Source organism: Rhodanobacter caeni (assembly GCF_039523575.1).
Taxonomy (GTDB): Bacteria; Pseudomonadota; Gammaproteobacteria; order Xanthomonadales; family Rhodanobacteraceae; genus Rhodanobacter; species Rhodanobacter caeni.
Genome location: NZ_BAAAFO010000002.1, coordinates 702648 through 727818 on the forward strand (window position 1 = coordinate 702648; position 25171 = coordinate 727818).

Sequence of the window (25171 nt, forward strand, 5' to 3'; positions counted from 1 at the left end):
ATTCGCGGGATGTTTGCGACTGCCCCTACAATGGTCGTTCTCCGTTTGGCCATCCGGATCATCCACGTGATTTCCCGAGACGAGTTCGACGCGCTGGCTGCCCAGGGGCATACGCGCATACCGCTGGTGCGCGAGGTGTTTTCCGACCTCGACACGCCGCTGTCGGTGTACCTGAAACTGGCCGATGGCCCGTACACCTTCCTGTTCGAGTCGGTCGAGGGCGGCGCCACCTGGGGACGCTATTCGATCATCGGCCTGCCGGCGAAGCGTGTGTACCGCCTGCGCGGGCACGAGCTGGAAGTGGAGGATTCGGGTGAAGTCACCGAGCGCCGCCATCTGGACGATCCGCTGGCGGAAATCGAAACGCTGCGCGCGCAGTACGACGTACCGCGGCTGCCGCAGCTGCCCGCGTTCTCCGGCGGCCTGGTCGGCTATTTCGGTTTCGAGACGATCGGCTACATCGAGCCGCGGCTGGCGCAGTGGGATCGCCCCGACGAGTTGGGCACGCCCGACGTGTTGCTGATGCTGGCCGAGGAAGTGGCGGTGTTCGACAACCTCAAGGGCAGGCTGTACCTGATCGTGCACGCCGATCCCGCGCAGCCGCAGGCGTACGCCGAGGCGCAGCGCCGGCTGGACGCGCTGGTCTACCGGCTGCGCCAGGGCGGCGCCTCGTACCCGCAGCTGGCGCAGTCGGTGGCGCTGGACGAGGGCGATTTCAAATCCTCGTTCACCCGCGAGGAATTCGAGGCGATGGTGGAGAAGGCGAAGGAATACATCCGCGCCGGCGACATCTTCCAGGTGGTGCCGTCGCAGCGGCTCAGCATCGGTTTCAATGCGCGCCCGGTGGACGTCTATCGCGCGCTGCGTGCGTTGAATCCGTCGCCGTACATGTATTTCGTGGACCTGGGCGCCACCCAGATCGTGGGCTCCTCGCCGGAGATCCTGGCGCGGCTGAAGGACGGCAAGGTGCTGGTGCGCCCGCTGGCCGGCACGCGCAAGCGCGGCGCCACCGACGAGGAGGACCAGGCGCTGGAAGCCGAGCTGCTGGCCGATCCGAAGGAACGCGCCGAGCACGTGATGCTGATCGACCTGGGTCGCAACGACATCGGCCGCATCAGCGAAACCGGCAGCGTGGAAGTCAGTGATTCGTTCGCGATCGAACGCTACTCGCACGTGATGCACATCGTGTCGCAGGTGCAGGGCACGGCGCGTGCCGGACTCAGCTACATGGACGTGCTGAAGGCCACGTTCCCCGCCGGCACGTTGAGCGGCGCGCCCAAGATCCGGGCGCTGGAAATCATCCAGGAGCTGGAGCCGTACAAGCGCAACATCTACGCCGGCGCGATCGGCTGGATCGGCTGGTGGGGCGACGCCGACACCGCCATCGCCATCCGCACCGCGGTGATCCAGGACGGCCGCCTGCACGTGCAGGCCGGCGCCGGTATCGTCTACGACTCCGACCCCGCCGCCGAGTGGGAGGAGACGATGAACAAGGGCCGCGCGCTGTTCCGCGCCGTGGCGCAGGCGGCCAAGGGGCTGTGACGCACATCCGTTGAACGGCAGTCGGTGACTGCAAAAACCATCGAAGGGGAAACCAGGCATGCGTATCTGGACAGGAATCTCGGCCGTCGTGGCGCTGGCGGCACTGGCTCCGCTCACGGTGGCGGCACAAGCGGCGCCCGCCGCCAGCCAGGCCGCCACCGACGCGGCCACCGCGAAGGCCCAGGCGCTGGTGGCGCGGATGACGCTGGAGGAGAAACTGCCGCAGCTGCTCAACGTGGCGCCGGCGATCCCGCGCCTCGGCATCCCGCGCTACAACTGGTGGACCGAATCGCTGCACGGCGCGCTGGGCACGCTGCCCACCACCAACTTCCCCGAGCCGATCGGCCTGGGCGCCAGCTTCGATGCGCCGCTGGTCAAGCGCGTTGCCGCGGCCATCAGCACCGAGGTGCGCGGGTTGCACACGCTGGCGCGCGAGACGGGGCGCTACGGCCGCATCGGCACCGGGCTCGACACCTGGTCGCCCAACCTCAACATCTTCCGCGACCCGCGCTGGGGCCGCGGCCAGGAAACCTATGGCGAGGACCCGTTCCTCACCGCGCGCATGGGCGTGGCCTTTGTCGAAGGCATGCAGGGGCCCGACCCGGATCGCCCCGAGGTCATCGCCACGCCCAAGCACTTCGCCGTGCACAACGGGCCCGAATCGACCCGCCACGAGGCCAACGTCTTCGTCTCGAAGCACGATCTGGTCGACACCTACCTGCCGGCGTTCCGCGCGGCCATCACCGAGGCGAAAGCCGGATCGGTGATGTGCGCCTACAACCGCATCGACGGCCAGCCCGCCTGCGCCAACGACATGCTGTTGAAGCATTACCTGCGCGGCGCTTGGGGCTTCACCGGCTACGTGGTGTCCGACTGCGATGCGGTGAAGGACATCAGCGACCATCACCACTACGCGCCCGATGGCGCCGCCGCCGTCGCCGCCGCGGTGCGCGCGGGCGTGGACAACGAATGCAACGGCGCAACCTTGTCCGATACCGCGGGGCTGGAAGACCGCTACCGGGAGGCGCTGCAGCGTGACCTGATCTCGGTGGCGGACATCGACCGCGCGCTGGTGCGCCTGTTCGCGGCGCGCTACCGCGTCGGTGACCTGGCCGGCCTGCCCGGCACGGCGCCGGCGGTGCCGCCGTCGGCCATCGGCAGCGCGGCAAACAGCCAGCTGGCGCTGGAGGCGGCGCAAAAGACCCTGGTGCTGCTGAAGAACGATGGCGTGCTGCCGCTCAAGGGCGGCGTGAAAGTGGCGGTGGTCGGCCCGCTGGGCGACGCCACGCGCGTGCTGCGCGGCAACTATTCCTCACCGCTCAGCGGCACGCCGGTCTCGGTGCTCGACGGCCTGCGACAGGTGCTGGGTGCGGATCAGGTGACGCTGGTGCCGTTCGGGCCGTCGATCACCGACGGTGACCGCATCCCCACCACCGAGTTGCAGACGCCCGATGGCAAGCCCGGGCTGCTGGCGCGCTACTACAACCCGGTGACGCCGCCGCCGGCCAAATTCGACGCGAAGACCATGGCCGAACAGCTGGCGGCCATCCGCTACCAGGCCAAGCCGGTGGTCAGCCGCATCGAGCCCGACGTGGGCAAGCGCGATCTCGACCTGGCCAAGGTCAACCACCATCACCGCACCGTGTGGACCGGTTTCCTGGTGCCCACGCAAAGCGGCACCTACCGGCTCGGCCTGTCCGGCTCCGGCGGCACCATGGCGTTCGACGGCGCGCCCTTCATCGACCGCACCAAGTCGCGTTGGAATGACCTGGCGACGATGAAGACGGTGACGCTGGAGCGCGGTCATCGCTACCCCATCACCGTCGATGCGACCGGTGGCGTCGACCTGGCGTGGAAGCGCATCTCCACCACGCCCGGGGCCGATCTCGATCGCGCCGCGGCGCAGGCCGACGTGCTGGTGGCCGTGGTCGGCCTCACCTCCGACCTGGAGGCCGAGGAAACCGGCGTCACCGTGCCCGGCTTCGCCGGCGGTGACAAGACCACGCTGGACCTGCCGGCCGACCAGATCGCGATGCTCAAGCGCGCCAAGGCCACCGGCAAGCCGCTGGTCGTGGTGGCGATGAACGGCAGCCCGATCGACCTGGCGTGGAGCAAAGAGAACGCCGCGGCGATACTCGAAGCGTGGTACCCGGGCCAGTCCGGCGGCCTGGCTATCGCCAACGTGCTCGGCGGCAAGACCGATCCGGGCGGGCGCCTGCCGCTCACCTTCTACCGCAGTGTGGCCGACCTGCCGCCGTTCGGCGATTACCGCATGGAAGGCCGTACCTATCGCTACTTCACCGGCGAGCCGGTCTATCCGTTCGGCTACGGCCTGAGCTACACCGAGTTCACCTACGGGCCGCTCCAAATGACCCCGGCGGCCGGCGGCGCCGCCCACGGCCTGCACGTGTCCACCACGGTAACCAACACCGGCCAGCGCGAAGGCGGCGACGTGGCGCAGCTCTACCTGCGCTTCCCGGCGATTCCGGGGGCACCGCGCGTGGCGCTGCGCGGGTTCCAGCGCGTGGCGCTGAAAGCGGGCGAAACGCGCACGGTGAGCTTCGATCTCTCGCCGCGCGACCTCAGCGCCGTCACCGCCGACGGCCAGCGCGAGGTGATGGCCGGCGGCTACACCGTCAGCGTGGGCTCGGGCCAGCCCGGCACGGGCGTGGCGATACGCGAGGCGCATTTCTCGGTCGATAGTGCCGTGGCGATGCCCGACTGACCACGGCCGCAGGCCACGCCGAATACACATCCAAGGGGAGGAATGATGCGAAAGTTCCGAATCGGAATGCTGCTGGCCGCCTGCGCGGTCGCGATGCTGCCGCCGGGCGCCGCCGCTGCCGAGCCGGCGGCCGTGCAGGCACGGATCCACGTCGACCGACAGCACCAGCCGGTATCGCGCTACGAGTACGGCATGTTCATCGAGCCGATCGGCAGCCTGGTCGCGCGCTCGCTGTGGGCCGAGATGCTCGACGACCGCAAGTTCTATTTCCCCGTGGTGGATGCCGCGCACGACCCCGTGCAGCCGCCCAGGCTCGATGGCCCGCCGCTGCCGCCGCTGCGCAAGTGGCGGCCGATCGGCGACGTCGCCGCGGTGACCATGGCCAGCGACCATCCCTACGTCGGCGCGCAGGACGTGGTGGTGGCGCTCGATGGCGCGCAGGTTCGCGGCTTCGGCCAGGGCGGCCTCGGCGTGGCCAAGGGCAAGTCCTATGACGGCCACATCGTTTTCCGCGGCACGCCGGACGCGGCCGTCTCGGTCACGCTGGCCTGGGGCGAGGGCGCACGCCAGCGGCAGACGGTGAAGCTGCCGGCGCCGACCTCGTCGTGGCAGACGGTGCCGCTGCATTTCGTGGCTGGCCGCCAGACGGACGAGGCGACGTTCACCGTCACCGGCACGGGCAGCGGCCACTTCCGCGTGGGCGTGGTGTCGTTGATGCCGGCGGACAACATCGACGGCTGGCGCGCCGACACGGTGGCGATCCTGAAGACGCTCAACTCCGGTTTCTGGCGGCTGCCCGGCGGCAACTTCCTGTCCAACTGGGACTGGCACGAGGCGATCGGCCCGCGCGACCTGCGCCCGCCGATGTACGACCGGGCCTGGGGCGCGATGCAGGCCAACGACTTCGGCATGGACGAGTGGATGACGCTCTGCCGCCTGATCGGCGTCGAGCCCTACGTGACCGTCAACGCCGGCCTGGGCGATGCCCATTCGGCGGCCGACGAGGTGGAATACCTCAACGGCCCGGCCACCAGCGAATGGGGCGCCAAGCGAGCCGCCAACGGCCACCCCGAACCCTATGGCGTGCGCTACTGGAACATCGGCAACGAGCCGTACGGCTGGTGGCAGATCGGCCGCACCACGCTCGACTACTTCATGCAGAAGCACAACCGCTTCGCGGCGGCGATGCGCGCGGTCGATCCCTCGATCATCCTGATCGGCTCGGGCGCCATGCCCGACCAGCTGCATCCGCGCGAGGCCAAGGAGAACGCCTCGCTGGCCAGCATCCAGCACAAGTTCGGCACCGAGGAGGACTGGACCGGCGGCCTGCTGCGCGAGGCCTGGGGCAACTTCGACGGCATCAGCGAGCACTGGTACGACCGCGCCGAACAGCGCCCCGACGCGCCACCCGCCGACGAGCTGCTGGAGTTCGCCCGCGCGCCGTCCAACCAGGTGCGCATGAAGGCCGAGGAGTGGCGCATCTATCAGCAGCGCTTTCCCAGGATGAAGTCGGCCAACATCTTCCTGTCGATCGACGAGTACGCGTACATCGGCGCCAAGCCCAACCTCAAGCTGTCGCTGGCCTACTCGATGGTGATGCAGGAAATGCTGCGCCACTCCGATTTCCTGCGCATGGCCGCGTTCACCACCGGCTCCTCGACCATGGACATCACGCCCACGGCGTCCACGCTCAATGCCACCGGCATGGTGTTCAAGCTCTACGGCGAGCACTTCGGCGAAGGCATGATCCCGCTCGATCTCAGCGGCAACGCGCCGCAGCCCGATCCGAAATATCCGGTGGGTTTCGATCACCCCAAGGTCAACGCGGGCAGCCCGACCTATCCGCTGGACATGATCGCCGCGCTGACACCTGACCGCCGCAGGCTGACCATCGCGGTGGTCAACGCCACGCATCAGCCGCAGCCGGTATCGATCGCGATCGACGGCGCCCGCACGGTGGGCAAGGGAACCATGTGGCGCCTGACCGGCGCGAGCCTGGCTGCGGAAAACAAGGTGGGCGCGACCCCCGGCGTGACGGTCAAATCGTCGAGCGTGCCGGCGCTGGGTACGAAGCTGGTGGTGCCGGCGATCTCCACCGCGATCTACGAATTTCCGCTGGAGGGCGACCGATGATCGACAGCATTTTTGACCCCGCCATGGCGGCGGATCATGACCGGCACGCCACGACGTCGAACCCGCCCGCAGGCATCATGCGGGTCGTTGCCATGGCAGGCGCGGCGCTGCTGTCGCTGGCGTTGTGGACAACACCGGTGCAGGCCCAGGCGCTGACCAACAGCCCGGCGCCGGTGGCCGGGGCGAAGCCGGTGACGGTCGAGCACATCAAGGTGCATGGCGCCTCGCTGGAGGGGAACCTGGCGCACGAGTCGGCCGACCGCGACGTGCTGGTGGTGCTGCCACCCGGCTACGCCAGCCATCCGCATCGCCGCTATCCGGTGGTGTACGCGCTGCACGGCTATTCGATCGGCGCCGAGCAGTGGACGAAGGAGATCCATGTTCCGCAGACCATCGAGAACGCCTTCGCCAAGGGCACGCGCCCGATGATCGTGGTGTTCCCCGATTCGAAGACCGTCTTTGGCGGCTCGATGTATTCGGGCTCGCCCACCGTGGGCGATTTCGAGACCTTCATCCAGCACGACCTGGTGGCCTACATCGACGCCCACTACCGCACGCTGCCCGATCGCCTGAGCCGCGGCCTGGTCGGCCATTCGATGGGCGGCTACGGCGCCACGCGCATCGGCATGAAGCATCCCGACGTGTTCGGTGCGCTGTACATCATGAGCCCGTGCTGCCTGTCGCCGCGCACCGGCGACCAGCTCGACGCCAAGTCGCTGGCGTCGCTGGAATCGCTGAAATCCGCCGCCGATGCCGCCGACCTGCCGTTCATGGCGCGGGCCACGCTGGCCTCCGCCGCGGCGTGGTCGCCCGACCCGGCCAGGCCGCCGTTCTATTTCGACCTGCCGACCAAGAACGGTGAACTGCAGCCCGAGGTGCTGGCCAAATGGACGGCCAATGCGCCGCTGGTTTTCGTCGACCAGTACATCGGCAACCTGCGCCGCTATGGCGCGATCGCCATCGACGTGGGCGACCAGGACGGGCTGCGTTTCGATGCGCGCAAGCTGCACGAGGTGCTCGACAGCTACGGCGTAGGCAACAGCTTCACCATCTATCCGGGCACCCATGTCAGCAACGTGGCGTTCCGCTTCCAGGACGAGGCACTGCCGTTCTTCGGCAAGCACCTGAAGTTCGAGGCCGCGCCGTAAGCCGCGCGAGCGGCGGGCGTCATGCCCGCCGCAGACGACACGCGGCAGGGCTCAGCCGATCCAGGCCAGCACGTCGTAGCAGGCGCCCATGGTGTGGTAGTCGGTCTTGCCGGCCGGGCTTTTCTCGTCGCTGTAGGGCCGGTTGTCGCGCGTGAGGATGCGGTACCAGGCGCCGTAGCGGTGGTCGACCAGGTGTTGCCAGCTGTATTGCCACAGCTGCTGGTAGGCCTGCCAGTAACTGTCCTCGCCGGTGCGCGTGGCCAGCATGGCGGCCGCGGCCAGCGACTCGGCCTGCACCCAGTAGTACTTGTCGGTGTCGTAGAACGCGCCGTCGCGGTCGAGGCCGTAGACCATGCCGCCGTGTTCGTGATCCCAGGCGTGCTCGAGCGCGTAGCCGAAAAGCTGCCGGGCCTTGGGCAGGTACCACGGCTCGGGCGCGTAGCTCTCCAGGATCAGCAGCAGCTTGGCCCATTCGGTCTGGTGGCCGGGCTGGAAACCCCACGGCTTGAAGATGTTGCTGCGGTCGTTGAAGTTGTAATCCCAGTCCACCGACCAGTCGGGGCGGTAGTGCTCCCAGACCAGCCCGCCGGTCAACGCGGCCTGGCGATTGACCATGTGCTCGGCTAGCACTTTCGCACGCGCCAGGTAGCGCGGCTTGCCGGTGGCCGCATAGGCGGCCAGCCAGGCCTCGCAGGCGTGCATGTTGGCGTTCTGGCCGCGGTAGTCGCTGAGGTTCCAGTCTGCATCCGCCTCGTCGGCGTAGAGGCCGTGGTCGGCGTCCCAGAATCTCCGTTCCATCAGCTCCCAGGTTTCATCGAGCCAGCCCTCGGCCTCGGCAACGCCGGCATGGAACGCCTTGGCGTAGGCCAGCGCCACGAACGCCAGGCCGTAGCAATGCTGGCTGGCGTCGGTGACCACGCCGTCACGCAGCTCCCACGCGTAGCCGCCGGTTTGCGGGTTGCGATGCGCGTGGCGCAGGTAGTCCAGCCCGTGCTGCAAGGCCTGCAGGTGGGCCGGGTCGCCAAACGCCTTCCACGCCATGGCGTAGTCGTAGATGAAGCGCGTGCTGCTGACCAGATGCCGTCCGCCGCGATCGTAGATGCTGCCGTCGTCGCGGAAGTAGTGAAAAAAACCGCCCGCCGGATCGACGCACCGCGGGTGATAGAAACGCATGATGTCAGCGGCATGCCCAAGCAGAAATTCGCGCGAGCGAAAATCGGGGAGCGCCAGACGGGCAGTGCCTTCGCTGAGTGTCATCTCTGTCTTTCCCGCAAACGATCCGGTGGACGGGCACCGCGACGCACGATCGAGGGTTCGCGCGGCGGTGTCGTGGTAAGGTTACCAGAACATCGCCGCAAGGCGCATAGCCGGGGGAAGAAACCATGCGAAATCCGTCTCTCCATCACCGCGCGCGGCACGGCGCCGGTAGCCGGCCGGGCCGCCTGCGCCAGCTGTGGGTCGTCTTGGCGCTGCTGGCGTCGTGGTCGGCGTGGGCTGCGCCGGCGCCGGTCACGGTCGCCATCGGCAAGGGGCGCCTGGCGGGGCAATCCGACGGCAGCGGCGCGGTGTTTCTCGGCATCCCGTTCGCCGCTCCGCCCACCGGCGCGCTGCGCTGGCGCCCACCGCAGGACGTGGCGGCATGGTCCGGCGTGCGCGATGCCACGCATGCACCGGCGGCCTGCGCGCAGAACGACTATGGCTGGAACCGGGCCGACGCGATGCATTCCAGCGAGGACTGCCTCTATCTCAACCTCAAGACGCCGAACCTGCATCCGAAGCAACCGTTGCCGGTGCTGGTATGGATCCACGGCGGCTCGAACCGCGCCGGTTCGGCGGCGGACATCGACCGGATCAGGCTGGCGCACGCAGGCATCGTGGTGGTGTCGGTGCAGTACCGGCTGGGCGTGTTCGGTTTCCTCTCGTTGCCGGCGCTGTCGGCCGAGCAGGGTGGCCATTCGGGCAACTACGGCCTGATGGATCAGCTGGCCGCGCTGGCGTGGGTGCAGCGCGAGATCGGCCGCTTCGGTGGCGATCCGCGGCGCGTCACCATTGCCGGCCAGTCGGCGGGCGGCATGGACGTGGGCCTGCTGGCCCTGGAGGCTGGCGACCGGCAGCTGTTCGCCGGGGCATGGTCCACCGGCGGCACGCCCGGCTTCGGCCAGAGCGCGCGCAGCCTGGCGCAGAACGAGGCGCTGGGCACGCAGCTCGAACAGCGCTTGCACGTGGACGACCTCGAGCAACTGCGCCAGGCGCCGCCGAAGGCGCTGCTGGCGGCCGACCTGCAACTGCACAGCGACGCCATCACCGACGACAGCTATCTGTGGCTGCAGGCCGTGGTCGATGGAAAGGTCGTCACCGAACCGCCGGCCTCCCTTCTCGCCGACGTTCCCGCGACGGCCATTCCCTACGTTCTCACGACCAATCGCATCGAGCTGCAGGTGCCCGGTGGCGCCGCGAAGATCGAACGGCGACTGCACCAGGTGTTTGGCGACCGCTACACCGAGGCCGCCCATCACTACGGCGTGGGCGCGCTGGCGCGGGCCGACGCGGATCCGGGCTACGGCACGCTGGCCGAGCGCATCGGCACCGATACCGATTTCCGCTGCGCGGGCAATCACGTGCTGGCGCATTACGCGGCGCATGGCGCGCCGGCGTGGCGGGCGCAGTTCTCGTTCCAGCCATCGCACCACAGCGCCGAGTTGCCGTATCTGTACGAGGGCAAGCCGTTGAATGCCGCGCATCCGGCGGTGAGCCCGCAGGCGTACTTCATCAACTTCATCAAGACCGGCGATCCCGACGGCGCGGGCCTGCCGCCGTGGCCGCGCTATATGCCCGATACCGGCGCCCATGTCGACATGGGCCCGGACGGCGTGCACGCCGGTACCCATCTGGGCGGGTCGATCTGCGACCTTTTCGACGGCGTGTGACAGCGCCTCAATGGCAGCGCGCGGCCGGCTGCTCCTGCGCGTGGAACAGCACGTTGTAGGCCAGCGTGCCCATCACCGCGTAACCGCGGTCGTTCGGATGCAGGCCGGTGTCGCCCGCGCACACCTGGGCCATGCCTTCGGGCAAGGACGGTTGTTGCGCGGCAGGCTTCGAGGGCTGGTACGGGCCGGCCAGCGCCGACGAGAAATCCAGCACGCTGTCGAACACGCCGGCGTGGCGCATCCATCGGTTGACGCTCTGGCGCTTGGCCTCGGTGGCCGGTGAATACCAGCCCTCGGCGGTGAACCCGGCGAACGGCGGGATGGTGCCGGCGTGGATGCGCAGGTGATGCGCGTGCGCGGCGTCCGCCAGCAGGCGCAGGCTGTCGATGATGTCGTGGGCGGCCGCGCCACGCGGCTGGCCGGCCGCGTCGATGCCGCGATTGAGGTCATTGGTACCCAGCAGCACGATCACGTCGGTCACGCCGGCGCGGTCGATCACGTCGCGCTCGAAACGCTTCAGCGCGGCCGGGCCGAAGGGGAGATAGCTCTGGTCGCTGGTCAGCTCGTTCCCGCTGATGCCGGCATTGATGACCGCGGCGCCGGGCGCGGCGGCGCGGTTCGCCCGCGTGGCCAGCACGCCCGGCCAGGTCTTGTCCGGGCCGGTGGCGTAGGCGCCATCGGTGATCGAATCGCCGAACGCCACGATCACGCGGGTAGGCTGCGCCGCCTCGACCTCCACGCCTTCGAGGACGTAGATGTGGGAGGCCGCGTCCTTGTCCAGCGCCGCCAGCGGCGGTCGTGATGCCAACGACGTTGCTGCCAGCGCATTGCCCGCCACCAGCGCCGTGGTGGTCGTGGTCTGGGCAGCGTGGTAATCGGCGATGGCCGTGTCGTCGTGGAAATAGAGGCTCACCACGACGCGGGACAAAGCCGGTAAGGCCAGGGTGATCGGATCGCTCAGTGCGGTGGCGCCGGCGGGAAGGGTCAGCATGGGCTTGCCATCGAAATGCAGCGCGTGGCGGCGCGCGGGGTCGATGGCGGTGTGGTCGCCGTCCACGTCGGCGGCTGGTGCCACGCTGGCCGCGGTGAGGGTCAATGGCGTCGATCCATACACGTTCGACAGCCGCACGCGTAGCCGCTGCCCGCCCACGCTGAGCGGCACGGTTTGCCGCAAGGTGGCGTCGCGCAAATGGGGTGCGGCGTAGGCGTCTTCGCGAGCGCCGTCGCGATCGGGCGAAGGCTGGACATGCGAAACCATCGCCTGGCCCCAGCTTTCCACCCAGTGGCCGCTGGCCGGCGCCGCTTGCGCGGTGGCGGCCATCCCCAGCAGCAATAGCGCAAGGCTTCCGGACAGGCCGATCCGCAGCCAGTCTGGCCGGCACGGGACAGGGCCGAAACGGGTGAGATTCATGCGGTTTTCTCCGGAGACGGATCGAATGCGCAGGCGACGGGATCGCGCCGCTGCCGTGGCGGACTTTCCCTGATGGCGATTTGTGGGTAACGTTATCACAAACGCCGGGAAGCAGGCTGGGGACACCGTCGATGCCGCCATGGCTTGCTGCCGGTGTCGCCGATGGCGGAAGCTCCGCGTGGTTCTCGACACCGCTTTGCCCATCCCTCGTTTTCGACCAAGGTAGCCGCGCCATGCCCCGTAGCAACGCCAGTACCCGTACCGCGCTGATCGTGATCAATGCCGTGTTCCTGATGTGGGGCTTGATGACGGTGCTCAACGACATCCTGATCCCGCACCTCAAGGGCCTCTTCACGCTGAATTATTTCGAGGTGATGCTGGTGCAGTTCACCTTCTTCGGGGCGTACTTCATCATGTCGGTGCCGTGCAGCGCGTTGTTGGCGCGCATCGGCTATCGCGCCACGATCATCACCGGCTTGCTGGTGACCGCGGTCGGCGCCGTGCTGTTTCTGCCGGCGGCGGCGGTGTCGTCGTATCCGCTGTTCCTGTTCGCGTTCTTCATCATGGCCAGCGGCATCACCGCGCTGCAGGTGGCGGCCAACCCGTACGTGAGCCTGCTGGGCGAACCGCGGCTGGCATCGAGCCGGCTGAACCTGGCGCAGATGTTCAACTCGGTGGGCACGGTGCTGGGGCCGTACATCATCGGGCCGCTGATTCTCTCGGGCGCCACGCTGGGTGCGGCCGCGCTGGCCAGCCTGCCCGAGGCCGAGCAGGTCGCCTATCGCCTGTCGCAGGCGCGGCTGGTGCAGGGGCCGTACCTGGTGCTGACGGTCGTGCTGGTGCTGCTGGCGCTGGCGATCTGGCTGTTCCGGCTGCCGCCGCTGGCGGCCAACGACGACGACGCGGCAGCGGGCGAGCACCGCTTCATGGATGCGCTGCGGCATCCGCGCGTCGCGCTGGGCGTGGTGGCGATCTTCGTCTACGTGGGCGCGGAAGTGTCGATCGGCAGCTTCCTGATCAACTTCATCGCGCGGCCGGAGATCGGCAACATCAGCGAGGCGGCCGCCGCGCACTACGTGGCGCTGTACTGGGGCGGTGCGGTGGTGGGCCGTGCGGTGGGCTGGCTGCTGATGAAGGTGCTGGACCCGCGCACCCTGCTGGGCGTGTTCGCGCTGATCGCCGGCCTGCTGGTGATCGGCACCATGGCCACGCACGGCAACGTGGCGGTGTGGGCGGTGGTGTCGATCGGCCTGTTCAACTCGATCATGTTTCCCACCATCTTCACCCTGGGCATCGACAACATGGGCCCGCTGACCGGCCGCGCCTCGGGCCTGATGATCATGGGCATCGTGGGCGGCGCGCTGCTGCCGATCGCGCAGGGCGCGCTGGCCGACCAGATCGGCATCCAGCATGCGTTCGTGATCCCGCTGCTGTGCTACGTCTACATCCTGTACTACGGCTTCAAGGGATCGCGCCTGGCATGAAGAGCATCCTCTGTTTCGGCGAGGCGCTGATCGATTTCCACGCCCAGCCGGCAACCGATGCCGCGTCGCCGCCGGCCTACCTGCCGCATGCCGGCGGCGCGCCAGCCAACGTGGCGGTGGCGGTGGCGAAGCTGGGCGGACACGCCGCGTTCGCCGGCATGCTGGGCGCCGACGTGTTCGGCGACCTCCTGCTGCGCAGCCTGGCTGACGCGGGCGTGGACATGCGCTACGTGCAGCGCACCGACAAGGCCAACACGGCGCTGGCGTTCGTGTCGCTGGATGCCAGCGGCGAGCGCAGTTTCAGCTTCTACCGGCCGCCATCGGCCGACCTGCTGTTTCGCAGCCGTCACTTCGACGAGCGCGCATTCGCGGACGCGGCGATCTTCCACGTCTGCTCCAACAGCCTCACCGAGGAGGCGATCGCGGCGGTGACGCTGGAAGGCATGGCGCGCTCGCGTGCGGCCGGTGCGCTGGTGAGCTTCGACATGAACCTGCGCCCCGCGTTGTGGCCGGCGGGCGACCAGCCCCACCCGCGCTTGTGGGCCACGCTGGAAGCGGCCGACCTGGTCAAGCTCAGCGTGGAAGAACTGGACTACATGGCCGCCGAGGCGGGCAGCCGCGAGGCCGTGTACCGACGCCTGTGGCAGGGCCACGCCCGCTGCCTCATCGTCACCGACGGCGCGGCGGCGATCCACTGGCTGACGCCTGCGCAGGCGGGCCGTTTCCAGCCGCATGCGGTGACCGCGGTCGACACCACCGGCGCGGGCGATGCCTTCGTCGGCGGCTTGCTCTACAGTCTCGCCGCGCATCGGGCGCAAGCCGATTCGCTGGCCGACCTGATGGCTGACGCGGGCACGCGCGACGCGGTGCTCGGCTTCGCCGCCGCCTGCGGTGCGCTGGCGGTGGGGCGGCGTGGTTCGTTCGCCGCCATGCCCGACATGGCCGAAGTGCGCCGCTTTCTCGAAGACCACGGGTCCGCCGTTTCGCCGCACGCCGGGTAAACTGGACGCTCAGGAGGCTTCATGGCCAAGAGCAAGCGTCGCACTTCGCAAACCGTCACCATCCTCGATGTCGCCAGCCGCGCCGGGGTTTCGCCGATGACCGCCTCGCGGGTGATGAACAACAACCCGCGCGTGGGCGAGGCGATGCGCGATCGCGTGCTGGCCGCCGCGGCCGAGCTCAACTACCGGCCGAACCTGGCGGGGCGCTCGCTGCGTTCGTCCAACGCGGCGCGCATCGGCCTGCTGTACAGCAACCCCAGCGCGGCCTATCTGAACCAGCTGATGATCGGCGTGCTGGAAGAGGGCAGCCTCAGCGGCGCGCAGATCCTGGTGGAAAAATGCAGTGGCATCCGCAGCCAGCGCGCCGCGGTGCAGCGGTTGCTGGACACCGGCGTGGACGGCGTCATCCTGCCGCCGCCGTTGTGCGACTCGCGCCAGACCAAACGCGAGCTGGACCAGGCCAACATCACCGTGGTGGCGGTGGCCACCGGCGCGCCGGTGGCGGGCATCAGTTCCGTGCGCATCGACGACTACCAGGGCGCCAGTGCGATGACCCAGCACCTGCTGGATCTTGGCCACACCGCGATCGCGCTGATCAAGGGCGACCCCAAGCACACCCCCGCGGTGCTGCGCGCGCAGGGTTTCGTCGACACCATGGCGCGTGCGGGTCTCACCGTGCCGGCCGGGCACATCGTGCCGGGGCTGTTCACCTACCGCTCCGGCCTGGCCGCCGCCAGCACGCTGCTGAAGCTGAAGAACCGGCCCACCGCCATCCTTTCCAGCAATGACGACATGGCCGCCGCGGTGGTGGCGGTGGCCCACGGCATGGGTTTGCGCGTGCCCGGCGACCTTTCCGTCACCGGCTTCGACGACACCCCCGTGGCCACCACCATCTGGCCCACGCTCACCACCATCCACCAGCCGGTGACGGCGATGGGCCGCACCGCCGTGCGCCTGATGCTGGAGGAAATCCGCTGCAAGCGCAGCGGCAAACCCAGGGCCGGCAACCACCAGGTGATGAAGTACTCGCTGGTCAAACGCGAGTCCTCGGCACCGCCGCCGAAAGGTTGAACGTGCTCTCCCTTCTCCCGCTTGCGGGAGAAGGTGCCCGAAGGGCGGAAGAGGGTGCTCTTAATCCTGGCTTCTCCGCGCGGACAAAAAGCCCCCTTCAGCCCTTCGGGCAGCTTGAATTGATGCCATCCATGGCATCAGCCCTTCGGGCAGCGTTGCTGCTCAAGATGGCAATCCTGCCATCTTGTCCCCGCACGCGGGGGAAGCAAGCGTTGGGGCTTTACGACGCTGGCAAGGCTCGCCGCAAACGAAACCTCAACCGCAACGACCCTCAGAACTTCACCACCTCCACCCAGTTGGCATCCTGGCCCACCGGATAACGGCCGTTGAGCTTCAGCGCGCCGCTGGCCGGGTCGATGTCGAACACCGAGATGTGGTCGGACTTCTCACCCGAGCAGATCAGGTACTTCCCGTCGGGGGTGATGGCGAAGCCGCGCGGCTGCTTCTCGGTGGGATAGGTGCCGACCAGGGTCAGGGCGCCGCTGGCCTTGTCCACCTTCATCGCGCTCAGCACGCTGCTGGTGCGTTCGGAGGTGTAGAGGAACCGGCCATCGGGCGTGACGTGGATGTCGGCCGCCCAGATGTCGTTGCTGGTATCCGCGTGCGGCCGCTGCGCCGGCGTGGGGTTGCGCACGAAGCGCGGCGCGCCGGGCGCCAGGGTGGTGTCGGCGGGCAGGGCGCTGGTCACGGCCTGCTGGGTGAGCCGGCCGGTGGCCGCATCGAGCGCGTAGGTGATCACCTTGTCCTGCAGTTCGTCCAGCACGTAGACGTAGCGGTCGTCGGGTGAAAACGCGATATGGCGCGGGCCCAGCCCGGCCGGCACATCCAGCGCGGGCGGATCGTTCGGCGTCACCTTGCCGGTGCGCGCGTCGAAGCGGTACTGGAACACCTTCGCACCGCCCAGGGTCTGCGCGAACAGGTAGCGGTTGCTGTTGTCGATGTGTACCGAGTGGGCATTGCGGTCGGTCTTTAGCGTCTGCGTGGGCTGGTCGGCCAGCTTGCCCGCGTGGATCGGGGTCACCGTCACCACGTCGTCGTCGTAGGAGGAGGCGAACAGGTAGTTGCCGGTCTTGTCCAGCGAGATGTAGGCCATCGGATGGCCCAGCGGCGACTGCGAGAGCTTGGTCAGGCCGCCGGTGGCCGGATCGATGGCAAAGGTCTGCACCGCGTGGGTGGGCTTGTCCACGCTGGCGTACAGGTAGCGGTGGTCGGGACTGGACGCCATCGGCATCACGTTGCCGCCCGCGGTCACGGTGGCGCCGGGGGTGAGCTTGCCGGTCTGCTCGGCCAGCTGGTAGGTCGAGATGGTGCCGTCGATGGCGTTGGAAACGTACACGTAGGTGCTGGCGTGCAGCGCCGGCAGGCCGAAGGCCAGCAGCAAGGCCGAGCCGCGCAGCAGCGTCGTACGGATGATGGGTGTCATGGCGTCCTCTCCGGGTGGGTGGCTTGTGGCGTCTGAAGCAGCTTGCGAGGGTAGCGCAGGCGCCGGCGCGAATGCGGCCTGGCACGGCGGATGGCCGTGGCGCGCCGGCGCGGCGCGGCGTTCATTGCACCGGTACGTCGAAGATCACCGCCGCGGCAGGCTCCGGTTGCAGCGTGTAATGCCACCATTCCAGCGGGTAGTTCCGGAAACCCTGGCGCGCCATCGCCTCCACCAGCAGGCGGCGGTTGGCCCGTTGCTGCGCCGTGATGCTGGCCGCATCGGTATGCGCCCGCGCGCCGAAGAAATCGAAACCGGTGCCCATGTCCAGTGCGGTGCAATCGCCATCCGCGCAACGCAGCAGGGTGAGATCGACCGTGGCGCCGCGGCTGTGGCCTGACACCGGTGCGATGTAGTCGCCCAGCAACTGCGATTTTTGCAGCTGCGGGTAATGCTGCGCCCTGGTGCGCAGGTCGCCCGGGTCATGCGCCCAGCGCACGAAGTGCGCCACCGCGCGGGCGGGGCGGTAGCAATCCCAGATCTTCAGGCGCAGATGCCGGGTGCGCAGTTGACGCTCCACCCGCGCCAGCGCATCGGCCGCGGGCGCCAGCAGCAGGCATTTGGCTGCCAGATAGCCGTCCACGGGCGCGCCCACGAAATTGTCGCGGCCGGCGTACCTGATGTCCTCGGCGATGTCCGGCACCCGCGTGCGGATATCGACCAGGCCGGCCGCGGCGGCCGTGCGGGCGTCCGACAGCACGGGGGCATCGGCCGTGCCCGCGCTGGCGGCAGCGGCCAGCAGGCTGCCCAGCGCAAGCAGGACAGGGATCAACGCGCGTCGACGCATGGGTGGCTTCCTTCTTCGTGCCGGCGCTCGCCGCCGCCTTGCCCGCCTGTGTAGCATGCACGCGATGGCCGGTCGCGTGTCCCGCTTGAACCCGGGAGTCGTCGATGTCGAGGATGGCGCCCGGTTGAACGTGGACAGGACCCGAATGATGCGACCGCCCTTGCTCGTTGCCCTGCTGACGCTGGCCCTTGCCGCCACGCCCGTGCCGGCGCGACAGGCGTCGCCCGCGGGCGTGCCGGGCGTGGGCGAGGCGCAATTGACGCCCGCGTTCTGGATCGGCCTGCAGGCGCAGCCGGAGCGGGTGATCCTGGATCGCGCGGCGATCGCGGCGCAGAACGCGAAACTGCTGCAGCGCGATCCGTCGATGCATGACCTGCGCGCACTGCCGTCCACGCTGGATCGCGCGCGGGTGGCAGGCTGGATGGCGCCGCTGTCCAGGCTGCCCACGCAGCCCTTGTACGACGTCGATGGCAAGCCGGTGCCCGCCGCCACGCTGCGCGCGATAGCCGACAACGCGGCGCTGGATGCGATCCCCGCGCAGCAGCCGACCCGCTACGGCCTGGTGGTGCGCCGCGCCGCGCTGCGCGGCTTTCCCACCGCGCGGCGGGTATTCAGCGCGAACGACGACACCGACATCGACCGCTTCCAGGAGAGCGCCGAATTCCCCGGCACGCCGGTGGTGATCGCGCACACCAGCGCCGACGGCCAGTGGCTGTTCGTGATCAGCCCGCGCTACACGGCGTGGACCGAAAAGGACAACGTGGCCGAAGGCAGCGCGGCGCAGGTGTTCGGCCATGTCGACCGGAAACCCTACCGCGTGGTGACCGGCGCCAGCGTGCGTACCGTCTTCACCCCCGAGCAGCCGGCGCTGTCGCAACTGCAGCTGGACATGGGCACGCGGCTGCCGCTGGCGACCGGTCTGCCGCCGGACCGACCGGTGAACGGGCAGGCGCCGTACACCTCGCACGTGCTGGAGCTGCCGCTGCGCGATGCGGGCGGCACGCTGCAGTTCGCGCCCGCGCTGCTGCAGAAAAACACCGACACCGCGGCCGATTACCTGCCGCTGACCCGCGCCAACATCATCCGCCAGGCGTTCAAGTTCCTGGGCGAGCGCTACGGCTGGGGCCATGCCTACGACGGCCGCGATTGCAGCGGTTTCGTGGCGGACGTCTATCGCAGCATGGGCGTGCAGCTGCCGCGCAACACCGGCCAGCAGGCAACAAGCCCCGCGCTGGCGCATCGCGTGTTCACCGACAGGGACAGCCGCGAGGATCGCCTCGCCGCCGCGCGGGCGCTGCAGACGGGCGACCTGGTCTACATTCCCGGCCACGTGATGATGGTGCTGGGCCAGTACAACGGCCAGCCGTACGTGATCCACGACGTGGCCAGCGTGAGCTACCGCAACGCGGGCGGACAGCGGGTGCGGATCAAGCTCAACGCGGTCTCGGTGACACCGCTGCTGCCGCTGCTGTCCAATGACCGGCAGACCTTCGTCGACCGCATGACCAGCATCGTGCGCATTCGCCAATGAGCGGCAAGGTCCCATGATGAAGGCGGCACCATGAAAATCCGCGCCATCCAGTTGGGCATGCTGCGGGCACCGCTGAAGACCCCGTTCATTACCGCGTTGCGTCGCGTCGACCAGGTCGAGGACGTCGTGGTGATGGTGCACACCGACAGCGGCCACGTCGGCTACGGCGGGGCACCGGCCACGGCGGCGATCACCGGCGACACGCACGGCTCGATCATCGACGCCATCCGCCACTACATCGCGCCGCCGCTGATCGGCCAGGACATCGCCGATCTCAACCATCTCGTCGATCTGATCCAGGGCGCGATGGAGCGCAACACCAGTGCCAAGGCCGCGGTGGACATCGCCATCCACGACCTGTGGGGCCAGCTCCACGGCGCGCCGTTGTACCAGCTGCTGGGCGGCGGCCGCCCGGTGCTCACCACCGACATGACCATCAGCGTGGATGGCATCGACAAGATGGTGGCCGACGCCGTGGCCGCGGTGGAGCGCAGCTTCGATGCGCTGAAGATCAAGCTGGGCAAGGACACCGGCCAGGACATCGACCGGGTCAAGGCGATCCACGCGGCGGTGGCAGGGCGCGCCCGACTGCGGCTGGACGCCAACCAGGGATGGACGGCCAAACAGGCGGTGCACGTGCTGCAGACCCTGGAGGCGGCCGGCATCGAGCCGGAGCTGGTCGAGCAGCCGGTGCAGGCGCGCGACCTGGCCGGCATGCGCTACGTCGCCGAGCGCGTGCGCACGCCGGTGATGGCCGACGAGAGCGTGTTCGGCCCGATCGACGTGATCGAGCTGATCCGCCTGCGCGCGGCCGACATCATCAACATCAAGCTGATGAAGGCCGGCGGCATCGCCCATGCGCTGAAGATCGCCGACATCGCCGCGCTGCACGGCGCGGCATGCATGATCGGCTGCATGCTGGAAAGCAGCCTCGGCGTGGCCGCTGCCGCGCACGTCGCGGTGGCCAGGTCGCGCGTGATCACCCGGGTCGACCTGGACGGCCCGTTGCTGTGCCAGGCCGATCCGGTCGATGGCGGGATCGGCTTCGACGGTCCGACCCTGTCGATCACCGACGCACCCGGCCTGGGCATCCGGGGGATTCGCGGGCTGGAAAGGCTGGACGAGTGACGGGCTGGCCGCTCGGGAACATCGCCGTGCGCGGGCCACGTCCACCGGCGGGGTCGCCGTGACCACGCGCCTGTTTGCCCTGCTCGTCGTGATGTTCGCCCTGGCTGGCGCCGGTCAGGCCGGCAGGGCGCTCCCCTGGCACGACGCCCGCCAGATGATCGTGGTGACCACCGCCGGCTGGAACACCGACCACGGCACCCTGCGCACGTTCGAACGCAGGCAGGGCCGCTGGCGGCAGGTGAGAGGCGCCACGCCGGTGACCCTCGGCGCTGCCGGCGCGGGCTGGGGCGTGGGCCTGCATCCGCCACAGCGCGGCGGCCCCGTCAAGCGCGAGGGCGACAACCGCAGCCCGGCCGGCGTGTTCCGCATCGGCGAGGCGTTCGGCTACGCGGCGCGCGCCGCCACCGCCATGCCGTATCGCCCGCTGGGCGCCAGCGACTGGTGCGTCGACGTCAGCAGCTCGCCGTACTACAACCGCATCGTCGACGCGCAGCGGGTGGGCGCCGCGGCGGTGAAAGGCGCCAGCGAGCCGATGCGCCGCGACCTGCATTTCCATGGCGACCAGCGCTATCGCGAGGGTTTCGTGATCGGGCACAACCCCGACGCAAGCCCGCAGAAAGGCAGCTGCATCTTCGCCCACCTGTGGAAATCGCCCACCGCCGCCACCGCCGGCTGCACCGCGATGACGCGTGACACGATGCAATCCCTGCTGGCCTGGCTGAAGCCGCAGGATCACCCCGTCTTCGTGCTGCTGCCGCAGGCCGAATACCGGCGATTGCACGCGCCGTGGCAGTTGCCGGCGCTGGATACGCCATGAGTGCCGCTTGGCGACACGGTGTGAAGGCCGGTGTACACCGATTCGAAACGGCGTGCGGCACATCATTCGAGAGCTGTTGCGCCGCTGGCGAGACCTGCCACAGGACCCATGACACGACCATGACCGACCAACCGACCCCTTCGGACGAAACCCTGCAGGACCATCTCCGCGCGTTGCTGCCGCGACTGGAGGCGCTGTACACCGACATCCACGCGCATCCGGAATTGTCGATGCAGGAAACCCGCACCGCGGGCCTGGCGGCGGAGCACCTGCGCGCGGCAGGCTACGAGGTCAGCACCGGCATCGGCAAGACCGGCGTGGTCGGCCTGCTGCGCAACGGCGAAGGGCCGGTGGTGATGCTGCGCGCGGACATGGATGCGCTGCCGGTGCAGGAAGCGACCGGCGCACCGTATGCCAGCAAGGTCACGGCGGTCGATCACGAAGGCAATACCGTGCCGGTGATGCACGCCTGCGGCCACGACATGCACGTCGCCTGGCTGGTCGGCGCCACTACGCTGATGGCGCAGCATCGCGACCGCTGGAAGGGCACGCTGATGGCGGTGTTCCAGCCGGCGGAGGAAACCGCCCAGGGCGCGCAGGCGATGATCGACGACGGCCTGTTCCAGCGCTTTCCGAAGCCCGACGTGGTGCTGGGCCAGCATGTGATGGTGGGCCCGGCCGGCGCCATCGGCGGGCGCAAGGGCGTGATCACCTCGGCCGCCGACAGCCTGCAGATCCGCCTGTTCGGTCGTGGCGCGCACGGCTCGATGCCGCAGGCCAGCATCGACCCGGTGGTCATGGCCGCCTCCACCGTGTTGCGGCTGCAGACCATCGTGGCGCGCGAGCTGGCGCCCACCGAGGCGGCGGTGCTCACCATCGGCTCGCTGCAGGCCGGCACCAAGGAAAACGTGATTCCCGACGAGGCCGTCATCAAGCTCAATGTGCGCACCTTCGACGAAGGCGTGCGCAAGCGCGTGCTGGCCGCCATCACCCGCATCGTCAACGCGGAGGCCGCCGCCTCGGGTGCACCGAAGCCGCCGGAAATCACGCCGCTGGACAATTACGCGCTGGTGACCAACGACGACCGGGCCACTACCCGGGTGGTCGATGCCTTCCGCAAGCACTTCCCGGCCGGACGCATCCGCCAGACCGGACCGACCTCGGCCAGCGAGGACTTCGGCTCCTTCGGCGCCGAGTGGGGCGTGCCGTCGGTGTTCTGGTTCGTCGGCGGCACCGACCCGGATGTCTACGCCAAGGCGAAGGTCGAGAACCGGCTCAACGACATCCCGACCAACCACAACCCGCGCTTCCTGCCGGTACTGCACCCGACCCTTGAGGTCGGCGTGGAAACGCTGATGGTGGCCGCGCGGGCGTGGCTTTCGCCCGCGCCCTGAACCATGTCGCACGCCACCACCGCCGTGCTGCCCATCCTGCTGCAGGTACTGGATCTGGGCGGCACCTTCGTGTTCGCCATCAGCGGCGCGATGGTCGCGGTCAGGCACCGGCTCGACATCTTCGGCGTGCTGGTACTGGCATTCGCGGCGGGCAACGCCGGCGGCATCACGCGCGATCTGATGATCGGCGCGGTACCGCCGGCGGCGATCGCCGACCTGAAGTATGCGGGCGTGTCCGCCCTGGCCGGGCTGATCATCTTCTTCCGCTACCCGGTGGCGAACCGCTTGCGCAACGACGTGCTGTGGCTGGATGCGGTGGGGTTGGCGTTCTTCGCCGTTGCCGGCGCGCAGAAAGCGCTGGCCCACGGCATCGATCCGATCATGGCGGCCCTGCTGGGCATGGTGACCGGCATCGGCGGCGGCATGCTGCGCGACGTGCTGGTGTCCGGCATCCCGACCGTGCTGCGTGCCGACCTGTACGCGCTGGCGGCGCTGGCTGGCGCCAGCGTGGTGGTGAGCGCTCACCTGCTGCATCTCCCACCGGCGCTGGCCGCCGTGGCCGGCGGTGGCGTCTGCTTCGCACTGCGCTTCATGGCCATCCGGCATGGCTGGCATCTGCCGGCCTCGCGGTCGGTGGCGGCACCGGATACGCCGCGCGGTCGCAACCACGGCGAGTGACGCCGAAGACGGAAGTCTGTTCCAGCGGGTAGGGCAGCGGATGTCTGCACGGCCGATGCGTGCGAAAATACCTGTCTTGCATGCGGTTGGGCATCAGCAGGCGGGCCGATCGATACGGTCGGACCGGCTGCTGCGGCGAGACCGTGGTAAAGATAGGCAGGCAATCACTGGGACGCGCGCAAATGCTGCTGATGATCGACAACTAGCATCGGCGTCCGAAGTGGTCCATTGCGATTTCAGGCCTGCCTCGAATATGGCGTAATTCAGGGACTTCTTGTCCTTCGGTGTCCACCAGGATCCGTTGTAAGCCAGCAAAAGTGCGGGTACCGTTGAGGGTATCGAAGTCCCGATACCCGCACCATGCCACTCACAGACGCCAAGATCCGCAACACAAAGCCTGGCCCCAAGCCCGCGAAGCTGACGGACGGTGGCGGCCTTTATCTTGAGGTACGTCCAACCGGCGCGAAGCTGTGGCGGTTCCGCTATCGCATCGCGGGGAAGGAGAACGTCTTCGCCATCGGTAAGTACCCGGTCATCGGTCTTGCCGAAGCGCGAGTTGAACATGGCAAGGCGCGAGCGCTGGTTAAACAGGGTGTTCATCCTTCCCACAATCGGCAGGCTGAGCGTCTATCGAGCCAGGTGGCAAGTGCGAACACGTTTGAGGCCGTGGCTAGAGAGTGGATCTCCAAGAAATCGCCGAGGTGGACGGCGTATTACCTGCGCCAGGTGACTCGATTTTTGGAGCTGGACGTATTCCCCCATGTGGGCAAGCTGCCCATTCGAAGCGTGACATCTGCACATTTGCTCGAAGTCATCCGCCGCATTGAGGCGCGCGGAGCCGAGACGGTTGCCTTGTTGGTCCGTCAGTGGTCGTCGGCCATTTTCAGGTATGCCGTCGCTACGTTACGCGCTGATAGTGATCCAGCCGCGGCATTGAGGGGCGCTATCCATCGGCCGAAGGTCGAACATCACAAGCCGCTTTCGCGCAAACAGATCGTCGACTTTCAAGAAGCCGTGGGGAAGTACGGCGGATACCGCACCACAGTGATCGCGCTACAACTGATGTTGCTCACTTTCGTTCGTACTGTCGAGCTTCGACAGGCAGGGTGGTCGGAGTTTGACTTGGAGCATGCCGAGTGGAGGATTCCAGCGGAGCGCATGAAGATGCGCGAACCACATATTGTTCCATTGTCCAAACAAGCGGTAGATCTTCTGCGGGAGCTGCGGACCTATACGGGAGGGCGTGGATTCCTCTTCCCAAACTATCGAAGCCCGAAAGAATGCATGACCGCTACCACCTTGAACCGAGCGCTTGAGCGCATGGGATTCAATGGCAAGGGCAGCATCGGCTTTTCGGCCCATGGGTTCCGCGCGACCGCTTCCACCCTCCTCAACGAGATGGGTTATCGCCCGGACGTGATCGAACGTCAGTTGGCGCATGCAGAGCGTGACAAGGTGCGTGCGAGCTACAACCAAGCTGAGTACATGGAAGAGCGCGCGGCAATGATGCAAGAGTGGGCGGATTTCCTTACCGATCCAACTCGTCGGGCCAAGAGGACGTAATGCCCAGGCTTTGGAGGAGCTCCAGCTTGCATGCCCGAAGTCCCCCTTCCGACCCACAAGAGTCATTTAAATGCATCGCGAAAACGAGAATGCGATTATTCGCAGGTGACGCCATTGAAGGACGTAGGCGGCCTATCATCGATGCAGCTCCGGCTGACATCATGGCAAGCAACAACCGGCGCGCGTCGACGTGCCGTGCGCCGAGGGTCCCCTCCAGCATCTCAACACATACGCCTAACGAGGATCCGGGGCGTTCATCAACCCGGCTGGCGCTCGGACACTCTTGGGGCGCGCGCCACCGGCCGCGGCCATGACCGCTTAGTCGCGAAATCGACCACGCCCTCCAATGCC

The 25171-nt window shown here is 68.3% G+C and carries 18 protein-coding genes; 14 read left to right on the forward strand and 4 right to left on the reverse strand.

Going from position 1 to position 25171, the window contains the following annotated elements:
* Positions 1-30 precede the first annotated feature (30 nt).
* From trpE to ABD017_RS07615, 4 genes are read left to right on the forward strand one after another with little or no spacing between them, the layout of a single operon-like run.
* Complete coding sequence (gene trpE / locus ABD017_RS07600; protein WP_425543682.1) at positions 31-1542, forward strand: anthranilate synthase component I; 1512 nt, start codon at positions 31-33, stop codon at positions 1540-1542.
* Between the two features lie 58 nt (positions 1543-1600).
* Entirely contained in the window at positions 1601-4267 is a 2667-nt protein-coding gene (locus ABD017_RS07605) for a glycoside hydrolase family 3 C-terminal domain-containing protein (protein WP_343881766.1), read from the forward strand.
* Positions 4268-4312: 45 nt separating this feature from the next.
* The gene (locus ABD017_RS07610) at positions 4313-6400 is read left to right on the forward strand and encodes an alpha-L-arabinofuranosidase C-terminal domain-containing protein (protein ID WP_343881768.1); all 2088 of its coding nucleotides are present in this window, start codon (positions 4313-4315) and stop codon (positions 6398-6400) included.
* Entirely contained in the window at positions 6397-7548 is a 1152-nt protein-coding gene (locus ABD017_RS07615; RefSeq protein WP_343881771.1) for an alpha/beta hydrolase, read from the forward strand. The genes ABD017_RS07610 and ABD017_RS07615 overlap by 4 nt, the downstream gene beginning before the upstream one ends.
* A 51-nt stretch (positions 7549-7599) precedes the next feature.
* Here ABD017_RS07615 and ABD017_RS07620 read toward each other — a convergent pair whose 3' ends face one another.
* A complete protein-coding gene (locus ABD017_RS07620; protein ID WP_343881772.1) occupies positions 7600-8805 on the reverse strand; it encodes an AGE family epimerase/isomerase in 1206 nt (401 codons plus the stop codon).
* 125 nt (positions 8806-8930) lie between these two features.
* On the opposite strand from ABD017_RS07620, the gene ABD017_RS07625 reads away from it, so the two are divergent.
* The gene (locus tag ABD017_RS07625; protein WP_343881773.1) at positions 8931-10475 is read left to right on the forward strand and encodes a carboxylesterase/lipase family protein; all 1545 of its coding nucleotides are present in this window, start codon (positions 8931-8933) and stop codon (positions 10473-10475) included.
* Between the two features lie 7 nt (positions 10476-10482).
* Here the strand turns inward: ABD017_RS07625 and ABD017_RS07630 are convergent, their stop codons facing one another.
* Positions 10483-11886, reverse strand: a complete 1404-nt coding sequence (locus ABD017_RS07630; RefSeq protein WP_343881774.1) for a GDSL-type esterase/lipase family protein — start codon at positions 11884-11886, stop codon at positions 10483-10485.
* A gap of 233 nt (positions 11887-12119) precedes the next feature.
* On the opposite strand from ABD017_RS07630, the gene ABD017_RS07635 reads away from it, so the two are divergent.
* Genes ABD017_RS07635 through ABD017_RS07645 form a run of 3 tightly spaced genes read left to right on the forward strand, consistent with a single transcriptional unit; the run spans position 12120 to position 15442 of the window.
* Complete coding sequence (locus tag ABD017_RS07635) at positions 12120-13370, forward strand: sugar MFS transporter (protein ID WP_343881776.1); 1251 nt, start codon at positions 12120-12122, stop codon at positions 13368-13370.
* Positions 13367-14371 (forward strand): carbohydrate kinase family protein, encoded by a 1005-nt coding sequence (locus ABD017_RS07640; protein WP_343881778.1) that lies wholly within the window; start codon positions 13367-13369, stop codon positions 14369-14371. The genes ABD017_RS07635 and ABD017_RS07640 overlap by 4 nt, the downstream gene beginning before the upstream one ends.
* Before the next feature lie 21 nt (positions 14372-14392).
* Positions 14393-15442, forward strand: a complete 1050-nt coding sequence (locus ABD017_RS07645; RefSeq protein ID WP_343881780.1) for a LacI family DNA-binding transcriptional regulator — start codon at positions 14393-14395, stop codon at positions 15440-15442.
* A gap of 271 nt (positions 15443-15713) precedes the next feature.
* Here ABD017_RS07645 and ABD017_RS07650 read toward each other — a convergent pair whose 3' ends face one another.
* Both ABD017_RS07650 and ABD017_RS07655 read right to left on the reverse strand, forming a co-directional pair.
* Positions 15714-16865 (reverse strand): lactonase family protein, encoded by a 1152-nt coding sequence (locus tag ABD017_RS07650; RefSeq protein ID WP_343881782.1) that lies wholly within the window; start codon positions 16863-16865, stop codon positions 15714-15716.
* Between the two features lie 121 nt (positions 16866-16986).
* Entirely contained in the window at positions 16987-17709 is a 723-nt protein-coding gene (locus tag ABD017_RS07655; protein WP_343881784.1) for a M15 family metallopeptidase, read from the reverse strand.
* A gap of 148 nt (positions 17710-17857) precedes the next feature.
* Here ABD017_RS07655 and ABD017_RS07660 point away from each other — a divergent pair, with 148 nt between their 5' ends.
* The 6 genes from ABD017_RS07660 (at position 17858) to ABD017_RS07685 (ending at position 24820) form a co-directional block, all read left to right on the forward strand.
* Positions 17858-19240: a C40 family peptidase gene (locus ABD017_RS07660; RefSeq protein ID WP_343881786.1), complete on the forward strand. Its 1383-nt coding sequence runs from the start codon at positions 17858-17860 to the stop codon at positions 19238-19240.
* Positions 19241-19270: 30 nt separating this feature from the next.
* Positions 19271-20368 (forward strand): dipeptide epimerase, encoded by a 1098-nt coding sequence (locus ABD017_RS07665; RefSeq protein WP_343881788.1) that lies wholly within the window; start codon positions 19271-19273, stop codon positions 20366-20368.
* Positions 20369-20459: 91 nt separating this feature from the next.
* Positions 20460-21185 carry a L,D-transpeptidase family protein gene (locus tag ABD017_RS07670; RefSeq protein WP_343882219.1) on the forward strand — a complete coding sequence of 242 codons (726 nt, stop codon included), beginning with the start codon at positions 20460-20462 and terminating at the stop codon, positions 21183-21185.
* Between the two features lie 119 nt (positions 21186-21304).
* A complete protein-coding gene (locus ABD017_RS07675; RefSeq protein ID WP_343881790.1) occupies positions 21305-22579 on the forward strand; it encodes a M20 family metallopeptidase in 1275 nt (424 codons plus the stop codon).
* A 27-nt stretch (positions 22580-22606) separates the two neighbouring features.
* On the forward strand, positions 22607-23257 hold the full coding sequence (locus tag ABD017_RS07680; protein WP_343882221.1) for a trimeric intracellular cation channel family protein: 651 nt from the start codon (positions 22607-22609) through the stop codon (positions 23255-23257).
* A 360-nt stretch (positions 23258-23617) separates the two neighbouring features.
* Positions 23618-24820: a tyrosine-type recombinase/integrase gene (locus ABD017_RS07685; RefSeq protein ID WP_343881792.1), complete on the forward strand. Its 1203-nt coding sequence runs from the start codon at positions 23618-23620 to the stop codon at positions 24818-24820.
* Positions 24821-25171 lie beyond the last annotated feature (351 nt).

Bases quoted from the DNA above. Each gene is read 5' to 3' on its own strand.
- trpE (WP_425543682.1), top strand. From the start codon at position 31: ATGGTCGTTCTCCGTTTGGCCATCCGGATCATCCACGTGATTTCCCGA.
- ABD017_RS07605 (WP_343881766.1), top strand. From the start codon at position 1,601: ATGCGTATCTGGACAGGAATCTCGGCCGTCGTGGCGCTGGCGGCACTG.
- ABD017_RS07610 (WP_343881768.1), top strand. From the start codon at position 4,313: ATGCGAAAGTTCCGAATCGGAATGCTGCTGGCCGCCTGCGCGGTCGCG.
- ABD017_RS07615 (WP_343881771.1), top strand. From the start codon at position 6,397: ATGATCGACAGCATTTTTGACCCCGCCATGGCGGCGGATCATGACCGG.
- ABD017_RS07620 (WP_343881772.1), bottom strand. From the start codon at position 8,805: ATGACACTCAGCGAAGGCACTGCCCGTCTGGCGCTCCCCGATTTTCGC.
- ABD017_RS07625 (WP_343881773.1), top strand. From the start codon at position 8,931: ATGCGAAATCCGTCTCTCCATCACCGCGCGCGGCACGGCGCCGGTAGC.
- ABD017_RS07630 (WP_343881774.1), bottom strand. From the start codon at position 11,886: ATGAATCTCACCCGTTTCGGCCCTGTCCCGTGCCGGCCAGACTGGCTG.
- ABD017_RS07635 (WP_343881776.1), top strand. From the start codon at position 12,120: ATGCCCCGTAGCAACGCCAGTACCCGTACCGCGCTGATCGTGATCAAT.
- ABD017_RS07640 (WP_343881778.1), top strand. From the start codon at position 13,367: ATGAAGAGCATCCTCTGTTTCGGCGAGGCGCTGATCGATTTCCACGCC.
- ABD017_RS07645 (WP_343881780.1), top strand. From the start codon at position 14,393: ATGGCCAAGAGCAAGCGTCGCACTTCGCAAACCGTCACCATCCTCGAT.
- ABD017_RS07650 (WP_343881782.1), bottom strand. From the start codon at position 16,865: ATGACACCCATCATCCGTACGACGCTGCTGCGCGGCTCGGCCTTGCTG.
- ABD017_RS07655 (WP_343881784.1), bottom strand. From the start codon at position 17,709: ATGCGTCGACGCGCGTTGATCCCTGTCCTGCTTGCGCTGGGCAGCCTG.
- ABD017_RS07660 (WP_343881786.1), top strand. From the start codon at position 17,858: ATGCGACCGCCCTTGCTCGTTGCCCTGCTGACGCTGGCCCTTGCCGCC.
- ABD017_RS07665 (WP_343881788.1), top strand. From the start codon at position 19,271: ATGAAAATCCGCGCCATCCAGTTGGGCATGCTGCGGGCACCGCTGAAG.
- ABD017_RS07670 (WP_343882219.1), top strand. From the start codon at position 20,460: ATGTTCGCCCTGGCTGGCGCCGGTCAGGCCGGCAGGGCGCTCCCCTGG.
- ABD017_RS07675 (WP_343881790.1), top strand. From the start codon at position 21,305: ATGACCGACCAACCGACCCCTTCGGACGAAACCCTGCAGGACCATCTC.
- ABD017_RS07685 (WP_343881792.1), top strand. From the start codon at position 23,618: ATGCCACTCACAGACGCCAAGATCCGCAACACAAAGCCTGGCCCCAAG.